Raw genomic sequence first — 20,109 nt, forward strand, 5'->3', positions numbered from 1 at the left:
AGCGGAATCGGGCGTACCTGGTCGGAAGAATCGACCAGCTACACCCGGATCGACCAGGTACGCCCGGGACGACCAGGTCAGCGAGACGGCCCCGTCGCGGCGTCGATCAGCGTCGACGCAGCACGGCGGGCGTGCGCTGCAGGTTCCGTGGTGCCGGCGATGGCAGCAGTGGTCTGCGCGCCCTCGGCGAGCAGGGCGAGCTGTGCGGCGAGTTCCTCGGCACGGTCGGGATCGGTGACGACCTCGGCGGTGAGCTCCTGCACGAACCGTTGGAACGAGTCCTTGTGGTCGCGGGCGATCTCGGCGACCGCGGGCGAGGTCGCACCGAGCTCCCCGAAGGCGTTGATGAACCCGCAGCCGCGGAACGTGTCGTCGCCGAACCACGACTCGAGGAAGTCGTACACGGCGAGCAGCTTGTCGCGCGGGGTCGTGGCCGCCTCGACCGCGCCGTGCACGCCGCGTTCCCACAGGTCGTGCCGCCCGGACAGGACGGCCGCGATGAGCTGCTCCTTGCCGGGGAACGCCGCGTAGAGCTTCTTCAGGGAGACGCCTGCGCCGGTGCGGATCTCGTCCATGCCGACGGTCTGGATGCCGCGCGCGTAGAACAGCTGGTCGGCGACGTCCACGATGTGTGCGCGGACGTCGGCGTCGACCGTGCTGATGGTGCTGGTTGCCATGACGTACCCCGTTCGCTGCGTGTTCACCGTTCCCGAGTTGCGCCGGGAACGATCGTTCTCTAGTGTAAGGCACATCGACGGAGAACGGACGTTCTCCGCGAGGCTCAGGGAAGGAAACGATCATGGGTGCCATCACCGTCGGAACCGAGAACAGCGTCGACATCGAACTCCACTACGAGGACAAGGGAACCGGACAGCCGATCGTGCTGATCCACGGCTTCCCCCTCGACGGCAACTCGTGGGAGGGCCAGACCCTGCCCTGCTCGAGGCCGGCTACCGCGTGATCACGTACGACCGCCGCGGCTTCGGGCAGTCCTCGCAGCCGAGCACCGGCTACGACTACGACACCTTCGCCGACGACCTGCACACCGTCCTCGAGACCCTCGACCTGCGTGACGTGATCCTGGTCGGCTTCTCGATGGGCACCGGCGAGATCGCCCGCTACATCGGCCGCCACGGACAGGACCGGATCGCCAAGGTCGCGTTCCTCGCCTCGCTCGAGCCCTTCCTGGCCATCACCGACGACAACCCCGACGGCGCCGGCCCGATGTCGTTCTTCGAGGGCATCGCCGCCGACGTCGAGAAGGACCGGTACGCGTACTTCACGAACTTCTACCAGGACTTCTTCAACCTGTCGGAGAACCTCGGCTCGCGCATCTCGGAAGAGGCCGTCCGGAACGCCTGGAACATCGCCGCCGGCTCGGGTGCGATCGCGTCCGCCGCAGCACCGCTGACCTGGCCGACCGACTTCCGTCAGGACATCCCGAAGGTGACCGTCCCGGCGCTCATCGTGCACGGCACGGCGGACAACATCCTGCCGATCGACGCCACCGGTCGCCGCTTCACCAAGGCGCTGCCGGCCGCGAAGTACGTCGAGATCGAGGGCGCCCCGCACGGTCTGCTCACCACGCACACCGCCGAGGTGAACGAGGTCCTGCTCACCTGGCTCGCCGAGTAGGCGCTCGCATCGTGAGCAGAAATGGTCGGGTTCCACCGGGGACCCGACCATTTCTGCTCACCAAGCAACCTCGCCCCGCGTCAGTCCTCTTCCGCGGCGTCGTCGGGGTTCGTGACCTGCGCGTGCCCGGCATCGTCGAGGTGGATCGAGGTGCCGTCGTCGAGCTCGACGATCGGCTTGCCCTCCAAGAACGTGAGGGTCCAGCCCCACGAACCGGTGTCGACCGACTCGGCCGCCAGTTCGTCCTCGACCCCGCGCACGGCGACGACCATCGCCTCGGGCAGTCGCGCAGGCGGCTCCCACCCACGCTCCATCGTGTGCCCAACTGCATCCGTGCCTCCTGTCCGGTGGTGGACGGGCCGGGTCGCCGACGCGACCCGGCCCGGACGACCGACGTTACGCCTGCTGTTCCGCCAGCTCGATCTCGGTGACGGCGAGCTCGTCGCCGTCGACGAACGACAGGTTCTCGATGCGACCGACGGCCGCCAGGTCGACCGCTGCGCGCTCGATGAGCGCCCGCGTCTCGGCCGGCGCCGCGACGACGGCACGCGTGACGGGCGTCTTCTGGGACGCCTTCGCCGACGTCTTCGCCCCGCGGATCCCGATGAGCGCCTGCCCGACGGCCGCGAGCAGCCCGGTGGGGGCCGCGTCGGTGGGCAGGTCGGCAGCGGTCGGCCAGGAGGCCCGGTGCACGCTGGTCTCGTGGGTCCAGGCCCACACCTCTTCCGTCGCGTACGGGAGGAACGGCGCCAGCAGTCGGAGCAGCACGTCGATCGCGCCGCGCAGCGCCAGGACCGCGCTCGCCTGGGTCTCGTGCGTCGCGTCGGCCGCCGTGCCGTAGGCACGTTCCTTCACGAGCTCGAGGTAGTCGTCGCAGAAGGTCCAGAAGAACCGCTCCGTGATCTCGAGCGCGCGGGCGTGGTCGAAGCCGTCGAACGCGGCGGTGGCCTGCTCGACGACCGCACCGAGCTCGGCGAGCATGTCGACGTCGAGTGCCTCGGTCACGCTCGTGGCGCCCTCGGGAAGCGGGAAGCCGTAGACGAACTTGGCGGCGTTCAGGACCTTGATCGCCAGACGGCGACCGACCTTGATCTGCTTCGGGTTCTGCGGGTCGAACGCCGCGTCGGTGCCGAGCTTCGACGAGGCCGCCCAGTAGCGGACCGCGTCGGCACCGTGCTGCTCGAGGATCGACAGCGGCGTGACGACGTTGCCCTTCGACTTCGACATCTTCTTGCGGTCGGGGTCGACGATGAAGCCGGAGATGCTCGCGTGCTTCCACGGCACGGTGTCCGCTTCGAGCTGGCTGCGGAGCACCGTCGTGAAGAGCCACGTGCGGATGATGTCCTGCGCCTGCGGGCGGACGTCGTACGGGTACACCAGGTCGTACAGCGCCGGGTCGGTCTCCCACTTGCCCGCGAGCTGCGGGGTGAGCGACGAGGTGGCCCAGGTGTCCATGACGTCGAGCTCGCCCTGGAACCCGCCGGCCACGCCGCGCTGGTCCTCGGAGTAGCCGGGTGCCGGGTCGGACGACGGGTCGACGGGCAGCTGCGCCTCGGTCGGGACGATCGGCTGGTCGAACACCGGGTTGCCGTCGGCGTCGAGCGGGTACCAGACCGGGATCGGCACGCCGAAGAAGCGCTGGCGCGAGATGAGCCAGTCGCCGGACAGGCCACCCACCCAGTTGTCGTAGCGGACACGCATGAAGTCGGGGTGGAACGCGATCTCCTCGCCGCGGGCGCGGAGCGTCGTCTTCAGGGCGTCGTCGCGGGCACCGTTGACGATGTACCACTGGCGGGTCGAGACGATCTCGAGGGCTTGTCGCCCTTCTCGAAGAACTTCACCGGGTGGTTGATCGTCTTGACGTCGCCGACGAGCTCGCCGGACTCGGTCAGGGCGTCCACGACGACCTTCTTCGCCGAGAACACGGTCTTGCCGGCCATCTCGGCGTAGAGCGCCTTGCCCGTCGCCGACTCGATCCACGCGGGCTCGTCGGAGCGCACGCGGCCGTCGAAGCCGAGGATCGCGCGGTTCGGCAGCTGCAGCTCGCGCCACCAGACCACGTCGGTGGTGTCGCCGAAGGTGCAGACCATCGCGATGCCGGCGCCCTTGTCCTTCTGCGCCAGGTGGTGTGCGAGCACCGGGACCTCGACGTCGAAGAGGGGGAGCGGACCGTGGTGCCGAACAGGTCCTGGAACCGCTCGTCGTCCGGGTGCGCGACGAGGGCGACGCACGCCGGCAGCAGCTCGGGACGGGTCGTCTGGATCACGACGTCGTCGCCGCCGTCGGTGCGGTGGAAGGCGATGCCGTGGTACGCGCCGGGCATCTCCTTGTCCTCGAGCTCGGCCTGCGCGACCGCGGTACGGAACGTGACGTCCCACAGGGTCGGGGCGTCGGCCTGGTAGGCCTCGCCGCGCTCGAGGTTGCGGAGGAAGGCACGCTGGGCGCTGGCCCGCGAGGTGTCGTCGATGGTTCGGTACGACTGGGTCCAGTCCACGGACAGGCCGAGGGTGCGGAAGAGCTCCTCGAACTGCTGCTCGTCCTGCACGGTCAGCTGGTCGCACAGTGCGATGAAGTTGCGGCGCGAGATCGGCAGCTGGTCGGCGGCCTTCGACGACTTGCCGTCGCCGCCCTCGAACGGCGGCGTGAAGTCGGGGTCGTAGGGGAGCGTCGGGTCGCAGCGGACGCCGTAGTAGTTCTGCACGCGGCGCTCGGTCGGCAGGCCGTTGTCGTCCCAGCCCATCGGGTAGAAGACGTGCTTGCCCCGCATGCGCTCGAACCGCGCTTTGAGGTCGGTGTGCGTGTACGAGAAGACGTGCCCGATGTGCAGCGACCCGGAGGCGGTCGGCGGCGGGGTGTCGATCGAGTAGACGGCGTCGCGGTGGCCGGCGGCGTCACGGTCGAAGCGGTAGGTGCCGTCCTGCTCCCAGACCGGCCCCAGACCTGCTCGAGTCCGTCGACGCTGGGCTTCTCGGGCATGGGCTTGGTCATGGCTGCGCCTTCCGTGCGTGTGTGCGGCACCGAGTCCGTGATGAGGTGCCTGAGTGTCCCCGCTCGATGCGAGGTGCCCCAATCGTAGCGGGCAGGACCGACGCGGCTCACGACTGCCGGGAGCGGCGATTACCACACCGACCTGTCGGACACGCCGGAGACCTGGTAGTCTGTCGGAGTTTGTCCGGCGAGCGCGGGTTCGCAGGAACTGCACCGTTGCCGTCCGCCGGACGCCCGAAGGACGCACCGCACACCGGAGGAACGACTTGGCACCGAACGACGCACCCCACCCGCACGGCGATCGGCCGTTGCCGCACGGCGACCGACCGCTGCGCTCGAAGGGCGCTGCGAAGCGCGCTCGGCGCAAGCTGACGAAGGACGACGTCACCGTCGTCGAGGAGTCGCTGCTCAAGCGCGCCGTGGCAGCTGCCGCCCTCGGCAACGCGATGGAGTGGTTCGACTTCGGCATCTTCGCGTACCTGACCGTCACGATCTCGCAGGTCTTCCTGCCGCAGGGCGACCCGGCCGCGAACATCGTCGCGACCTTCGGGTTCTTCGCCGCGGCGTTCATCGTCCGACCGATCGGTGGCGCCGTCTTCGGTCCGATCGGCGACCGGATCGGCCGGCAGAAGGTCCTCGCGCTGACGATGATCCTGATGGCCGCCGGCACGCTGATGATCGGCCTGATCCCGTCGTACGACTCGATCGGCTTCTGGGCTCCGGTCCTGCTGCTCGTGGCCCGCTTCGTGCAGGGCTTCTCGACCGGCGGTGAGTACGGCGGCGCCGCGACCTTCATCGCCGAGTACTCGCCCGACAAGCGCCGTGGGTTCATGGGCTCGTGGCTCGAGTTCGGCACCCTGGCCGGCTACGTGCTCGGCGCGTCGATCGTCACCGGCCTGCAGTTCGGCCTGTCCGAGGACGCCCTGCTCAGCTGGGGCTGGCGCATCCCGTTCATCATCGCGGGCCCGCTCGGCCTGATCGGGCTGTACCTCCGCCTCAAGCTCGAGGAGACCCCGGCCTTCCAGAAGCAGCAGGAGCAGGCCGCCGAGCGCGAGGGGCAGAAGACCCCGTTCCTCAAGCTCTTCGCCGAGAACTGGCGCGCGCTCATCATCTGCATCGGCCTGGTCCTGGTCTTCAACGTGACCGACTACATGCTGCTGTCGTACATGCCGACCTATCTCGAGCAGAACCTCGGCCAGAACGCCACGTTCGGCCTCATCCTGATCGTCGTCGTGATGCTGCTCATGATGGTCGTCATCACGTTCGGTGGCCGGCTGTCCGACAAGTTCGGTCGTCGCCCGGTCCTCGCCGCCGGCTGCATCGGCTTCATCCTGCTGTCCTGGCCGGCCCTCAAGCTCGTCCAGACCGGCACGGGCGTCGGGGTCTTCTCCGGCCTGCTGATCCTCGGTGTCGTGCTCGTCACGTTCACCTCGACCATGCCGTCGACGCTGCCCGCGCTGTTCCCGACGATCATCCGCTACGGCGCCCTCGCGATCGCGTTCAACGTCTCGGTGTCGCTGTTCGGTGGGACCACCCCGCTCGCGACCTCGGCGCTCATCAACGCTGCGAAGGACGCCGGCTACGGCTGGGCCGAGGACATCCCGGCCTTCTACCTGATGCTGGCCGCCGTCATCGGGCTCGTCGCGGTGTACTTCACCAAGGAGACCGCCGCCACGCCGCTCATGGGCTCCGGCCCGACGGTCGGTTCCGAGGACGAGGTCGCCGGCGTGATCGACGACTACAACGACCCGAACTCGGAGTTCGCGCAGTCCGACTGGGCGAAGGAGTTCGCGACGAGTGAGATCCCGATCATCTCGGGTGACACGCAGAAGAAGGAGTCCGCCGACTCCTGATCCCGGTCAGACCCGGCCAGGAGGCCCGGTGCACGTCCGCCACGGACGCGCGCCGGGCCTCTGGTCACGTTCAGGGCACGTGGCCCCCGGCCACGAGACTCGGCGTCAGCGACCGGCCTCGCGGCCTGCGGCCCGAGGCTGGTCGCCCTGCGCGAGACTCGGGCCGGCGGCGAGCCGCTCGGCGGCCTGCAGCAGGTGCGCGGTCACAGGGTGCGCCGGGCGCGCGAACACCGTCGCGGCGGGGCCGTGCTCGACGACCGCGCCCCGGTGCACGACGAGCACGTCGTCGGCCATCCGGCGCACGGCCCGCAGGTCGTGTGAGACGAACACCATCGCCACGCCGGTGTCGTCGCGGAGCCGCTCGAGCAGGGTCAGCACGGCGTCCTGCACGGTGGCGTCGAGGGCGGTGACCGGTTCGTCGAGGACGATCACCTCGGGGCCGGTGGCCAACGCCCGGGCGATCGCCAGGCGTTGTCGTTGCCCGCCGGAGAGGGTCAGCGGCGACCGCGGCCGGAGCGCCGGGTCGAGGTCCACCTGTCGCAGGGCTGCGTCCACCCGGGCGGCGAGGGAGCCACGGGCGCGGCGGTCGTCGCCCCGCGAGAACGCGTCGGCGAGGACCCGTTCGACCGACCACCGCTCGTCGAACGTGGCGCCCGGGTCCTGCACGACGGCCGCGACCCGGTGGCGTCGGGGTCGTCGGTCGTGTTCCGGGAGTGGTACCCACGGCGCTCCGTCGAGCGAGACCGTGCCGGCGTCGGGCACCTCGAGCCCGAGGAGCATCCGCGCCAGGGTGGTCTTGCCCGACCCCGAGGCGCCGATCACCCCGAGCACCCGCCCGCGGTCGAGCCCGAACGACACGTCGTCGACGGCGCGGACGCCCTCGTAGTCGCGCGCGAGCCCCTCGGCGACGAGCACCTCCTCGCACCGTGCGAGGTTGCGCGCTGGGTGCCGCGGTCGCCGATCGGCGCACGGTGCGTGGACGTGCACTCGGTGCGAGGTTGCCCGCTCGGTGCGTCGTCAGCGGCCTGCACGGAGCCATCAACCTCGCACCGGTCGACCAGATCGGCACCGTGCGCCGCGCGCACCAGGGCCTGCGTCGCGGCGTGCTGCGGATCCTGCAACACCGAGGCGACCGGGCCCTGCTCGACGATCCGTCCCTCGTGCATGACGGCCACCCGGTCGGCCCACCCCGCGACGAGCCCGAGGTCGTGCGTGATCACGAGCATCCCCGCCCCGCGCTGCTGCGCCGCCCGCAGCTGCTCCATCACGGTGACCGCGACCCCGGCGTCCAGTGCGGTCGTGGGCTCGTCGGCGACCACGAGCGCCGGCGACCCGATGGTGGCCGCGGCGATGAGGGCCCGTTGTCGCATCCCGCCCGACAGTGTGCCGGCGAGTCGGTCGTCGGTCGCGATGTCCGGGTCGAGGCCCACCGCGCGCAGGGCATCGCGCACGGCGTCCACGCGCTCGGCCGCACCCATCTCGGTGTGCAGGCGGAGGCTGTCGGCGACCTCGCGTCCGACGGGACGCAGCGGGTCCAACGCGCCCAGGGCCTCCTGGCCGACGTAGCCGACCCGCGACCCGCGTACCTGGCGCCACCGACGATCGGAGAACGCGCGGACGTCGAGCCCGGCGACGGTGAAGGCGTCGGCGCGGACGGCGGAGCCGGGTGCGGACAGGCCGAGCGCGGCGCGGGCGGTGACGCTCTTGCCGGAGCCGGACGCGCCGACCAGGGCGACGCACTCACCGGCGTCGACCCGCAGGGCGACGTCGTGCACGATCGGCGTGCCCGCGATGGCGACGTGCAGCGCCTGGACCTCGAGGACGATGGTCATCGGACGACTCCTGTTCGGCGGATCGCGCGACCGAGCACGGTGACGGCGGTCGCGAGCACCACGATGGCGAGCCCGGGGAAGGTGCTCATCCACGGTGCGGTCTGCAGGTAGGTCCGGCCGTCGGCGAGCATCGCGCCCCACTCCGGAGCCGGGGGCGGTGTGCCGACGCCGAGGTAGCTCAGCGCCGAGGCCCAGACGATCGCCTGACCGACGCCGAGCGTGGCGATCGCGACGACGGGCCAGAGCGCGGCGGGTAGGACGTGCCGGACCACGATGCGGACGGGGGAGCGGCCGAGCAGCACGGCGGTCTCGACGACCTGCGACGACCGGGCAGCACGCACCAGACCACGGACGATGCGGGCGTAGCCGGGGGCGGTGGCGAAGCCGACGGCGAGCACGGCGGGGACCGGGCCGGGGCCGGTGACGGCGATGACCACCAGGGCGACGAGCAGCAGCGGCAGGGCGAACGCGACCTCGGTGACGCGGCCGATCACGGCGTCGAGCAGTCGGCCGATGCGTCCGGCGCCGGCGCCCAGTCCGGCGACGACCCCGAGCACGACGCCGGTCCCGCCGCCGATCAGGGTCGCGGCGACACCGACGACGAGCGAGGCCCGCGTGCCGGCGACGACCCGGGCCAGGACGTCGCGTCCGGATTCGTCGGTGCCGAAGGGGTGCACGCCGCTCGGTGCGAGGAGCGCCTCGGACGGGTGCACGGCGAGCGGGTCCGCGCCGCCGAGCAGCGCCGGCCACGCGGCCGCCACGACGGCGAGCAGGACCACGGCACCCGCGACGGCTCCGGGGACGCCGAGGCCCCGTCGCCGGCGACGTGCTGCTGCCGGTCGTCCGTCGACCGGCTCACCGGCCAGGAGGCTCGGCTCGGCGATGCCGCTCACCGCGCCGCCGCCTCGGGGCCGGGTCCACGGCGTCGCGCGGCTCGCGGGGTGCGGGGCGTGGGGTGCCGGTGCGCGGGGCGCCGGTGCGCCGGCCTCCGCTGCGCGGGTCGACGACACGTTCGACGAGGTCGGCGATCGCGAGCACGACGACGTAGGCGGCAGCCGACACCAGCGCGATGCCGGCGACGAGCGGCATGTCCCGCTGCGTCACCGCGGTCACCAGGGCGCGACCGATGCCGGGCAGCGCGAACACGGACTCGACGACGACGGCGCCGGACACGAGGGACCCGAAGGCCCAGGCGGACAGGGCGATCCCGGGCAGCGCCGCGTGGCGGAGCAGGTGCCGGGCGAACAGCCCGAGGCGGGTCTCACCACGGCCCCGCGCGGCGAGGGCGAAGGCGGACCGTTGCGCGTCGACGACCCCGTCGCGCACGGTCTCGGCCAGGTACCCGGCGACCGGGACGGCCACCGTCAGCACCGGGAGCACCCAGCCGCGCACGGTTCCGTCGCTGACGGCGGGCACCCAACCAAGGGCGCTCGCGAACACCACGATGAGCACGCTGCCGAGCCAGAAGTGCGGCATGACGCTCGCGGTGACGCTCAGCGCGCTCGTCAGCCCGGCTGCGAACCGACCGCGCTGCGTCGACCACCAGGCCGCGACGATCGCCAGGACCCAGGCGACGACGAGCCCGGTCACCGCCAGGGTGAGCGTGACGGGCAGCTGCTGGCCGAGCAGCGTCGCGACCGGGGTGCGGAAGGCGTACGAGTCACCGAGCTGCAGGGTGGCGAGGCGTCCGAGGAACACCGCGTACTGCACGAGCACCGGCTGGTCGAGGCCGTACTCGTGCCGGACCTGGGCGACGGCCTCGGCGGAGGCCTGCGAGCCCGGACCACCGAGGATCGCGAGTGCGGGGTCGCCGGGGATGAGCCGGATCGCGACGAACACGATCGTCGCGACGGCCCAGAGCACGCCGATCCCGCCCGCGAGCCGTCGGACGGCCCACCACACCCAGGACATCCGCGTCAGCGGTCGATCCAGGCCGTGCCGAACCAGGGCGTGGACACCGAGGTCGTCTGGATGCCGTGCACGGCCGAGCGCACCAGGAAGTGGTTCTGCTGGTCGTAGAGGGGCAGCACGGTGTCGCTCGCCAGGATCGTCTTCTGCGCCTGCTCGTACAGGTCGGCGCGCTCGTCGGCGTCCGAGGTGCGGGCCGCCTGCTCGAGCAGGGTGTCGAGCGCGGGGTCGTCGAGCTGCGCGAGGTTCGCGAAGTACCCGGACGGCGCCGGCTCGATGCTCGCGCTGTCGTACAGGATCCGCAGGACGTCGGGGCCGACCTTCGTGTACGGGGCGCTGACGACGTCGTACTCGTTCGCCGCGAGGGCCGCGTACCAGCTGGACAGGTCGAGTTCGTCGAGCACGACCTTGAACCCGACGGCCTTCTCGGACGCCTGGATCTGCTGGAACAGGCTGCGCTCGGCCGGCACCGACTGGTTCGTCGAGACCGGGAACGTCACGGTGAGCTGCTGGCCGTCCTTCTGCCGGATGCCGTCCGACCCGACCTTCCAGCCGGCGTCGTCGAGCAGCTGCTTCGCCTTCGTCGGTGAGTAGTCGAAGCGGCTCTTCTCCGAGTACGCCAGCGGTTCGGCACTCGAGAGCACGGAGTACGAGCGCTTCGCGGTGCCGAGGAACAGCGACTGCAGGCCGGGGTCGATCTCGGCACCCGCGATGAACGCCTGGCGCACGGCCTCGTCACGGAACACGCCGTGGCCGGAGTTCAGCTCGAGGCGGTTCGAGGCACCGGGGCGCGGGGCGTCGAGGTCGCGGATGGCGCCCTCGCCGACGCGGCCTTGAGCTGGTCGGGCTGCGCGTTGTCGATGACGTCGACCTGGCCGGACTGCAGCGCCGCGTAGCGCGACGTCGAGTCGGGCAGGAACCGCCACGTGATGCCGGACAGGCGCGGCTTCGTCTTGCCCCAGTAGTCGCTGTTCTTCGTCAGGGTGACGCGGTCGCCGTGCTTCCATCCGGTGACCTCGAACGGGCCGGTGCCGACGGGCGACTCGCAGTTCGTCGCCTGCTCGCGTTCGAGCGCCTTCGGGGACTCCATGCCGACCCACGGCTGCGAGAAGGACTCGAGCAGCGCGCTGTCCGGACGGCTCAGGGTGAGCGTCACGGTGTGGTCGTCGGTGGCCGTGGCCTTCGTGATGGACTGCAGCGCGAGGTAGCCGGTGCTCGACGCGGTGGCCGGGTCCTGCACGTGCTCGATGTTCGCCACGACGGCGGCGGCGTCGAACGGGGTGCCGTCGGTGAAGGTGACGTCGTCGCGCAGTGTGAAGGTGAGGGCCTTGCCGTCGTCGCTCGTGGTCCACTTCGTCGCGAGCTCGGGGTCGGCTCGCCGTCCTCGAGCCCGACGAGCTCCTCGATGTACTGCGTCGCCAGGAGCGCCTGCGGGTAGTTGCCGCCGACGTGCGGGTCGAGGCAGGTGGGCTCGGCGTCGCCGGAGGCGTACGTCAGGGTCCCGCCGCTCACCGGCTTGCTGCTCGTGGTGCTCGTCCCGGCGCCGCTGCACCCCGCGAGGACGAGGACGACGGCTGTGGCGCTCGCGACGGCGGCGACGGTTTTCTGTACTGAGTCCAAGATCATGGCTGGACGAGTCTAGCGGTTTACTGGGGCCCATGGACGAACCGATCCGCCGCGGTGGCCGGCCCCGACGCTCGAGCGCCGAGGTCCTCGCGGACGCCGCTGCCGAGCTGTTCCTCGAGCAGGGGTACGCACGCACCACGGTCGACCAGATCGCCGTGCGTGCGGGGGTCAGCCGCGCGACGTTCTTCAACTACTTCACGGCGAAGTCCGACGTGATGTGGCTCGAGCTCGACGCCGCGGTCGCGGGGCTCCCCGGGTACCTGGCGGCCTCGACCGAACCCAGTGCGGTGCGTGCGGTGGAGCAGGCCCTGCTCGCCGCGGCCCGGGCCCACGACCCCGAGCGGGTGCCGTGGGCGGTCGCGCAGGCCGAGGTGATGGGCATCGGCTCCGAGCTCGTCGCCGGGGTCGCCGTCCGGGTGATGGCGCAGCACGGGGCCGTCGCGGCCTTCGTGGCCGGGCGCACGGGGGACCAGCCGGTGTCGCTCTGGCCGCAGACGGTCTCTGGCGCTGTGCTCGGGGCGGCGGCGGCGGCGTTCGGGGTGTGGGTCGCCGACGGGGTGGCTCGTCGGCCGCTCGTCGAGTACGTCGCGGCGGCGCTGACCCCGGTGGTCGCCGGCCTCGACGCCCGCTGACGGGGAGGGGTCGTCAGGCGACGACTTCGGTCCCCACCGCCGGGCCGCTGTCCTGACCCGACACGGCGACCCGGAGCGATCGACGGACGAGGGCCGACGGTTCCACGTACCCGTCGAAGTACCGCCGGGCCTCCGTCCGGAGGCGGGAGCGCCCTGCGGTGTCCGCATCCAGGCGGTGCACGGCGTCCAGTGCCTCGTCGACGGAGGAGAACCCGAGGTACTCGTGCCCTTCTCGGAGGCCGGGGCCTCGTGCGTCGGTCGTTCGCAGACGACCGCACAGCCCTGCGCGAGGTACTCGGCGAGCTTCCAGCCGTTCGAGTTCCACAGCCCCCTCGTGGTGATGCAGACCCGGGCCGCCCTCGAGGCGCGGAGGAACGTGGCAGGGTTCGACCGGCTGGCTGGGAGCACGAGCTCCGGGGCGACCGCAAGCGCGTGGTCCGTCGGACTGAGTCCTCCCTGGAACCGGTCACCGAACTCGGCTTTCAGGGCGCGGATCAACTCGATGCGCTCCAGGTTGATCGCGTTGCGATCGTCCGCGCGCCACCGTTCCTTGGCGGTGAGACCCGTCGTCCTCGTCTCGGGCTCCCACAGTCTGGTCTGGAACAGGATCTGCCCGTTGTCGGACTGCTGGTCGCCGACGCGGAGCCGAGCGGATCGGCTCCACTCGGCCACGGCGAGCGCGCCGAAGCGGCGTGGTCCGACGTTGCTCCGGAACGCGGCGTTCCAGAAGTACGGGTGCCGCGACGTCGCGTGGTAGTTGAGGCCCAGCGCTCGGTGCTCGGCGCCGGTGCGGTAGGTGTCGTTCGGGGTGATCGGCCGGCTCCGGCGGAACAGCACGTCCACGTCGTCCGCGAACGCATCGACGACGACGGGGTCGAGGATGCTCTCCGTCGTCCAGGTCGTAGCCGATCCTGAGGCCGTCGACCTCGGCGAGGAGCCAGGCGTTGGACGGCAGCGCCGGGTCGTGGCGGGACCACGTGATGCGGAGGTCCAACTCGCGGTTGCGCGCGAGTGCGATGTACCCGGCGATGACCTGGTGGGAGTGGTGTGAGTTGCCCGAGGCGTGGAGGACGACGGATGGGAGATCGGGAGTCGGCATGGTCCTGTTCGGGAGGAGAAGGGCGGAACTGCGCGGAAATGCAATATTAACATATGCAATGTTGTCGATCTCTCCCGCGTTGCCGTCCCCGCCGGATCTCAGTCGGTGCGCAGCGTCCCCGCTCCGCCGGCGGCCACGTCCGAGGCCGTCCCGTCACGCACGACCTCGGGCACCTCGTCGCTCGTCGGCCGCAGCGAGGCGTCGCCCGGGTAGCTCAGCGTCAGCACGGCCTCCTCGATGTAGGGGCTGTCCTCGAGCGACTTCTCGACGTCGCGCAACCGCACCGCGACGTGCTCCTCGTTCTCGTTGCCCGTCAGGTCGACGGCCGCGACGAGGTACACCCGCGACGGTCCGACGAACTCCAGGTGCAGGTAGGTGACACGTTCGATCTGCGAGCGGCCGAGCAGTTCGACGAGCACGGCGTTCTCGAGCTCGGGCGACGTGCTCTCGCCGAGCAGGAAGCGGCGGTTGCGGTCGATGAGGATGATCGCCACGACCCCGAGCAGCACGCCGATCGCGATGGAACCGATCGCGTCGAAGATCGCCAGGCCGGTGATCTGGTGCAGGAACACCCCGAGGAAGGCGACGACGAGGCCGATGAGCGCAGCGGCGTCCTCGGCGAACACGGCCCGCAGTGTCGGGTTCGAGGACTGCAGCACGTGGCGCAGCACCGGCACCTTGCGCTTCGTCGCCGCTCCGTGCGCCTGGCGGTAGGCCTGCAGGAAGCTCGTGCCCTCGAGGCAGAACGACAGCGCGAGCACGATGTAGTTGAGCAGGACGTCCTCGGCCGGACCCGTCTCGCCGAGCTCGGAGATGCCGTGGTAGATCGACACGATGGCGCCGGCGGTGAACAGCCCGAACGCGGCGAACATCGACCAGATGTACGTCTCGCGGCCGTACCCGAGCGGGTGTGCGGCGTCACGCTTCCGCGCGCCCCGTCGTTCGGCGACGAGCAGGAAGATCTCGTTCCCGGTGTCCGCCCACGAGTGCGCCGCCTCGGCCACCATCGAGGCCGAACCCGAGATGAGCGACGCGATGGTCTTCGCGATCGCGACGAGCAGGTTCGCGCCGAAGGCGATGATGACGGTGAGGGAGGACTCCGGGCGTTCGCCGGAGGCAGAGTCGTCGGGCATCCCTCCAGCATGCTCCCGTCCGCTAAACTCGTGTCACACGAGCGTCGATCCGGCCATCACCGGGGAGCTCCCGGAAGAACGCGGTCCGCGCGAGCGGCTCGTCAGTAGAACCGGGCGGACCGGGCCGCACCGAACCCGAACACGAGCGGTCGTGACGTGCGGACAGCACGGCATGGCAAGCGAGGTGGTACCGCGGAGCGTGCTCCGTCCTCGTGGAGATCGAGCGAACCCACAAGGAGTCCCGGTGCCGTACCCGTTGAACGCCGATGCCGATGGCGTCGTCCCCTCGCCGTCCTTCCCCGCCGTCGAGCGGGGGATCCTCGCCTTCTGGAAGGGCGACGGCACGTTCCAGGCGTCCATCGACCAACGCCAGGGCTGCGACGAGTGGACCTTCTACGACGGCCCGCCGTTCGCGAACGGCCTGCCGCACTACGGTCACCTGCTGACCGGGTACGCGAAGGACGTCTTCCCGCGCTACCAGACCATGCGCGGCAAGCAGGTGCACCGCCGCTTCGGCTGGGACACCCACGGGCTGCCCGCCGAGCTCGAGGCGATGCGCCAGCTCGGCATCACCGAGAAGCACGAGATCGACGAGATGGGCGTCGACGTGTTCAACGCCGCCGCCAAGAAGTCCGTGCTGCAGTACACCGACGAGTGGCAGCAGTACGTCACCCGCCAGGCGCGCTGGGTCGACTTCGAGGACGACTACAAGACGCTCGACACCACGTTCATGGAGAGCGTGCTGTGGGCGTGGAAGCAGCTCTGGGACAAGGGCCTGGCGTACGAGGGCTTCCGGGTCCTGCCGTACTGCTGGAACGACCAGACGCCGCTGTCGAACCACGAGCTGCGCATGGACGACGACGTCTACAAGATGCGCCAGGACCAGTCCGTCACGGTGTCGTTCCCGCTGCAGGGTGCGCGTGCCGAGTCGCTCGGGCTGGCCGGCGTGCGTGCGCTCGCCTGGACGACGACCCCCTGGACCCTGCCCACGAACGCCGCGCTGGCCGTCGGGCCTGCGGTCTCGTACGTGGTGCTCCCTGCGGGGCCGGGAGGCGCGGCTGACGGTGCCGACGCCGGTTCCGTCCACTACCTGCTGGCTTCGGACACCGTGGCCACCTACGCGAAGGACCTCGGCTACGAGACGGCCGAGGACGCCGCTGCCGCGGTCGTCCGCACCCTGACGGGTGCGGAGCTCGACGGCGTCGAGTACGAGCGCCTGTTCGACTTCCTCGCCGAGACCGAGGGCATGGAGCACGCCTGGCGCATCCTGGTCGCCGACTACGTCGAGACCGGCGAGGGCACCGGCATCGTGCACCAGGCTCCGGCCTACGGTGCCGACGACCAGGTGGTCTGCGCCGCCGCCGGCATCCCCGTGGTGCTCTCCCTCGACGAGGGCGGGGTCTTCACCTCGCAGTTCGGCGAGGTCGCCGGCATGCTCTGGTCCGACGCGAACAAGCCGCTGACCAAGGCCGTCCGCGACGCCGGTCGCCTGCTCCGCCAGGCGTCCTACGAGCACAGCTACCCGCACTGCTGGCGGTGCCGGAAGCCCTCATCTACAAGGCCGTGTCGTCGTGGTTCGTGCGGGTCACCGACTTCCGCGACCGCATGGGCGAGCTCAACCAGGACATCAACTGGGTGCCGGAGAACGTCAAGGACGGCCAGTTCGGCAAGTGGGTCGGCAACGCCATCGACTGGTCGGTGTCGCGCAACCGCTACTTCGGCACGCCGATCCCGGTGTGGCAGTCCGACGACCCCGAGTACCCGCGCACCGACGTGTACGGCTCGCTCGAGGACATCGAGCGCGACTTCGGACGCCTGCCGCTGAACGCCGACGGCGAGGTCGACCTGCACCGCCCGTTCATCGACGACCTGACCCGCCCGAACCCCGACGACCCCACGGGGAACTCGACGATGCGCCGGATCACCGACGTGTTCGACGTCTGGTTCGACTCCGGGTCGATGCCGTACGCCCAGGTGCACTACCCGTTCGAGAACCGGGAGTGGTTCGAGTCGCACAACCCGGCCGACTTCATCGTCGAGTACATCGGGCAGACCCGCGGCTGGTTCTACGTCATGCACGTGCTGTCCACCGCGCTGTTCGACCGACCGGCCTTCAAGAACGTCATCAGCCACGGCATCGTCCTCGGCTCGGACGGTCAGAAGATGTCGAAGTCGCTGCGGAACTACCCGGACGTCTCCGAGGTGTTCGACCGCGACGGCGCCGACGCCATGCGCTGGTTCCTGATGTCCTCGTCGGTGATCCGCGGCGGCAACCTCGTCGTCACCGAAGAGGGCATCCGCCAGGGCGTCCGCGAGTTCATGCTCCCGCTGTGGTCGACGTACTACTTCTTCACCCTCTACGCGAACGCCTCCGGGCCGGACGGGTACCAGGCCACCCGACGGACGGACAGCACCGACGTCCTCGACCGGTACCTGCTCGCGAAGACCCGGGTGCTCGTGTCCGACGTGCAGCAGCACCTCGACGCGCTCGACACCCCGCTCGCGGCCCAGGCGGTCCGCGACTTCGCCGACGTGCTGACGAACTGGTACGTCCGCCGGTCGCGCGACAAGTTCTGGACCGGGGCCGACGGCGCGGCAGGGGACGGCGCCCGTGCGGCGTTCGACACCCTGTACACGGTGCTCGAGACCCTGACCCGTGTGGCGGCCCCGCTCGCCCCGCTCGTCACCGAAGAGATCTGGAAGGGCCTGACCGGTGGTCGGAGCGTGCACCTGACGGACTTCCCCGACGCGGCCGAGTTCCCCGCCGACGACGCCCTCGTCGCGGCGATGGACCGCGTGCGCGACGTCGCCTCGAAGGGCCTCGCGCTCCGCAAGGCGACCGGCAAGCGCGTCCGGCTGCCGCTCGCCACGCTCACCCTCGTGGTGCCGGACCCGGCGGCGGTCGAACCGTTCGCCGACATCCTGCGCGACGAGCTGAACGTCAAGCGGGTCGTGCTCGAGGCCCAGGCCGAGGAGTCCCTGGCGCAGTACGGCATCGAGCGGAAGCTCACCGTCAACGCCCGCGTCGCCGGCCCGCGCATCGGCAAGGCCGTGCAGCAGGTGATCCCGGCCGCGAAGAAGGGCGACTGGACCGCGACCGAGTCCGGCGTGACCGTCGGCGGTGTCGACCTGGTCGAGGGCGAGTACACGCTCGACCTCACCGTCGCCGACCCGTCGGTCGCCGTGGCGTTCCTCGACGAGGGCGGCTTCGTGGTGCTCGACACCGTGACCACGCCCGAGCTCGAGGCCGAGGGGCTTGCCCGCGACGTCGTCCGCGAGGTGCAGCAGGTTCGTAAGCAGTCCGGGCTTGAGGTGAGCGATCGCATCAGTCTTGAACTGCGAGTTGCAGCCAGTCGCGCTACGGAGCCGTACTCCGCTGCAATCGCAGAGGCTGCAATGGCTGCCAACGCGGCTCTCACACTTACGCTCCAACCGATCAACGACCAGGTTCGCGGCGCGGTCGACCAGATCTTGACGGAGGTCTCGCGCTCCGCGGTCGATGCGGTTGCACGTTCACTGGACGGAGTAATGCCTAGCCTTAGCGAGTCGGTGAGGTCGCTGACCGGAGATGTCTTGGCCTCTCGCAGGAAGGTAGCTGAGCAGCTTGCTGCTTCAGCGGGAGCCAACTCAGACGCTGTCTCTGAGTCTGCGCGCCGGTGGCGAGACATGTTCGTTAATTCAAAGTTGCTCTCGCAAATGGCACAAGAAACGCTCGCGACTAGGATCACCGTGACTTTCGCGCCTCTCGATAGTGTGCGAGCGGACCTGCAGGTTGACGGTCAGAACGCAGTCGAGCTCAAGGTGGCACGCGCATGAGCGAATACCCCGACGAGCCGTCCGAGGACGGCATCGATATCCCGGTGGGGCCGTCCGGTGACGCTCCGGTCGAAGCCGTGCCCTACGGCGGTGACGACGACGAGGTCAAGCGCGTCGAGGCCGCCCTGTACGCCCGGATCGGTGAGCAGTCGCCCGAGCACCGCCTGACCGCGACCCGTCGCGCCGTCGAGCTGCTCGGCGACCCGCACCTGGCGTACCCGGTGATCCACATCACCGGCACGAACGGCAAGACGTCCACCGCGCGCACGACCGAGAGCATCGTCCGCGCCCACGGTCTGCGCACCGGCCTGATGACAAGCCCGCACCTGGTGTCGATCCGGGAGCGCATCGTCATCGACGGGCAGCCGATCGAGCCGAGCCGGCTCGTCGAGAACTGGGACGACATCGCCCCGGTCCTCGAACTGACCGACCAGGAGCTCACCGCCAAGGGCGAGCTCCCGCTCACCTTCTTCGAGGCACTGACCGTCCTGGCCCTGGCGTGCTTCGCCGAGGCGCCGGTCGACGTCGCCGTGATCGAGGTCGGCATGGGCGGCGAGTGGGACTCCACCAACGTCGTGCAGAGCCAGGTCGCGGTGTTCACGCCGATCGCCATCGACCACGCGAAGCAGCTCGGCAGCACCGTGGCGGAGATCGCGCGGACCAAGTCCGGGATCATCAAGCCGTCGTCCGCCGTGGTGTCGAGCGAGCAGGTCCCGGAGGCACTCGTCGAACTCGAGCGTGCCGCCGAGCTCACCGAGTCGACCCTCGCGGTCGAGGGCACCGGTTTCAGTGTCGTCGACGTGACGCCGGCGGTGGGCGGTCAGCTCATCACCGTGCAGGGCATCGCCGGCCGCTACGACGACCTGTTCCTGCCGCTGTTCGGGCGGCACCAGGCGCACAACGCGGCCGTCGCGATCGCCGCGGTCGAGTCGTTCCTCGGTCGGGGTACCCAGGCGCTCGACGAGGACGTCCTGTCCGAGGGCCTCGCCGGTGCCACCAGCCCCGGCCGACTCCAGCCGATCGCCACCGACCCGACCGTCGTGGTCGACGCGGCGCACAACCCGCACGGCGCCAAGGCCCTGGCCGAGGCCCTGCCCGTCGCGTTCCCGTCCGAGCACGTCGTCGGCGTCGTCGGGATCCTCGGCGACAAGGACGCCCGCGGGTTCGTCCGCGCGCTGAAGGGCACCGTCGAGACCTTCGTCGTCACGCAGCCACCGGGGAGCGTGCCCTCGACGCGGACGCCTTCGCGAAGGTCGTCGTGGACGAGGTCGGCGCGGACCGCGTCGTCGTCGAGCCGTCGCTCGCCGCCGCGCTGCAGCAGGCACGCGACCTGGCGGACGAGGCGGACGCCGAGGACGCCCTCGTGCTCGTCGCGGGCTCCATCGTGATGGTGGGTGCGGTCATGGACCTGGTCCACCGGGAAGGCGAGACGAAGTGACGAACGCACCCAGTCCCCACGAGCACGGCCAGCCGACCTCTCCGCAAGCTCCGCGGTCGTCTGGAACCGGCTCGCGTGGGCCCACCTCCCGGCCGGGGCGTGCACCGCGCACCCGCAAGCCGCGACGCGACCGCGGGGCGCAGGAGAGC

At 70.6% G+C, this 20,109-nt stretch carries 9 protein-coding genes and 5 pseudogenes; 5 read left to right on the top strand and 9 right to left on the bottom strand.

Features of this window, described 5'->3' with window-relative positions:
• Positions 1–77 precede the first annotated feature (77 nt).
• On the bottom strand, positions 78–677 hold the full coding sequence (locus ACZZ0J_RS18805; protein WP_228510192.1) for a TetR/AcrR family transcriptional regulator: 600 nt from the start codon (positions 675–677) through the stop codon (positions 78–80).
• A 122-nt stretch (positions 678–799) separates the two neighbouring features.
• On the opposite strand from ACZZ0J_RS18805, the pseudogene ACZZ0J_RS18810 reads away from it, so the two are divergent.
• Positions 800–1,635, top strand: a pseudogene (locus ACZZ0J_RS18810) (alpha/beta fold hydrolase).
• Positions 1,636–1,715: 80 nt separating this feature from the next.
• Here the strand turns inward: ACZZ0J_RS18810 and ACZZ0J_RS18815 are convergent.
• Both ACZZ0J_RS18815 and valS read right to left on the bottom strand, forming a co-directional pair.
• A complete protein-coding gene (locus ACZZ0J_RS18815; protein WP_463437986.1) occupies positions 1,716–1,949 on the bottom strand; it encodes a hypothetical protein in 234 nt (77 codons plus the stop codon).
• A gap of 82 nt (positions 1,950–2,031) precedes the next feature.
• Positions 2,032–4,611 (bottom strand): annotated as a pseudogene (gene valS, locus ACZZ0J_RS18820) (valine--tRNA ligase).
• Between the two features lie 278 nt (positions 4,612–4,889).
• Here valS and proP point away from each other — a divergent pair.
• Positions 4,890–6,476, top strand: coding sequence for a glycine betaine/L-proline transporter ProP (proP, locus tag ACZZ0J_RS18825; protein ID WP_463437987.1), 1,587 nt, complete (start codon positions 4,890–4,892; stop codon positions 6,474–6,476).
• Between the two features lie 105 nt (positions 6,477–6,581).
• On the opposite strand, the gene ACZZ0J_RS18830 is transcribed toward proP, so the two are convergent.
• The 5 genes and pseudogenes from ACZZ0J_RS18830 to ACZZ0J_RS18850 form a co-directional block, all read right to left on the bottom strand.
• Entirely contained in the window at positions 6,582–7,391 is an 810-nt protein-coding gene (locus tag ACZZ0J_RS18830; RefSeq protein ID WP_463437988.1) for an ABC transporter ATP-binding protein, read from the bottom strand.
• A complete protein-coding gene (locus ACZZ0J_RS18835) occupies positions 7,295–8,308 on the bottom strand; it encodes an ATP-binding cassette domain-containing protein (protein WP_463437989.1) in 1,014 nt (337 codons plus the stop codon). The genes ACZZ0J_RS18830 and ACZZ0J_RS18835 overlap by 97 nt, the downstream gene beginning before the upstream one ends.
• The gene (locus ACZZ0J_RS18840; protein ID WP_463437990.1) at positions 8,305–9,201 is read right to left on the bottom strand and encodes an ABC transporter permease; all 897 of its coding nucleotides are present in this window, start codon (positions 9,199–9,201) and stop codon (positions 8,305–8,307) included. Before ACZZ0J_RS18840 ends, ACZZ0J_RS18835 begins: the two co-directional genes overlap by 4 nt.
• On the bottom strand, positions 9,164–10,219 hold the full coding sequence (locus ACZZ0J_RS18845; RefSeq protein ID WP_463437991.1) for an ABC transporter permease: 1,056 nt from the start codon (positions 10,217–10,219) through the stop codon (positions 9,164–9,166). Before ACZZ0J_RS18845 ends, ACZZ0J_RS18840 begins: the two co-directional genes overlap by 38 nt.
• Positions 10,220–10,224: 5 nt before the next feature.
• Positions 10,225–11,842, bottom strand: a pseudogene (locus ACZZ0J_RS18850) (ABC transporter substrate-binding protein).
• A 32-nt stretch (positions 11,843–11,874) separates the two neighbouring features.
• Between ACZZ0J_RS18850 and ACZZ0J_RS18855 the strand changes: the two are divergent.
• Entirely contained in the window at positions 11,875–12,474 is a 600-nt protein-coding gene (locus ACZZ0J_RS18855) for a TetR/AcrR family transcriptional regulator (RefSeq protein ID WP_463437992.1), read from the top strand.
• Positions 12,475–13,671: 1,197 nt separating this feature from the next.
• Here the strand turns inward: ACZZ0J_RS18855 and ACZZ0J_RS18860 are convergent.
• The gene (locus ACZZ0J_RS18860) at positions 13,672–14,706 is read right to left on the bottom strand and encodes a cation diffusion facilitator family transporter (protein ID WP_463437993.1); all 1,035 of its coding nucleotides are present in this window, start codon (positions 14,704–14,706) and stop codon (positions 13,672–13,674) included.
• Between the two features lie 244 nt (positions 14,707–14,950).
• Here ACZZ0J_RS18860 and ileS point away from each other — a divergent pair.
• Both ileS and ACZZ0J_RS18870 read left to right on the top strand, forming a co-directional pair.
• A pseudogene (gene ileS / locus ACZZ0J_RS18865) lies at positions 14,951–18,108 on the top strand (isoleucine--tRNA ligase); the annotation flags it as partial.
• A 410-nt stretch (positions 18,109–18,518) separates the two neighbouring features.
• A pseudogene (locus tag ACZZ0J_RS18870) lies at positions 18,519–19,960 on the top strand (bifunctional folylpolyglutamate synthase/dihydrofolate synthase).
• Positions 19,961–20,109: the final 149 nt, after the last annotated feature.

It is taken from the genome of Curtobacterium sp. AC272 (genome assembly GCF_979258155.1).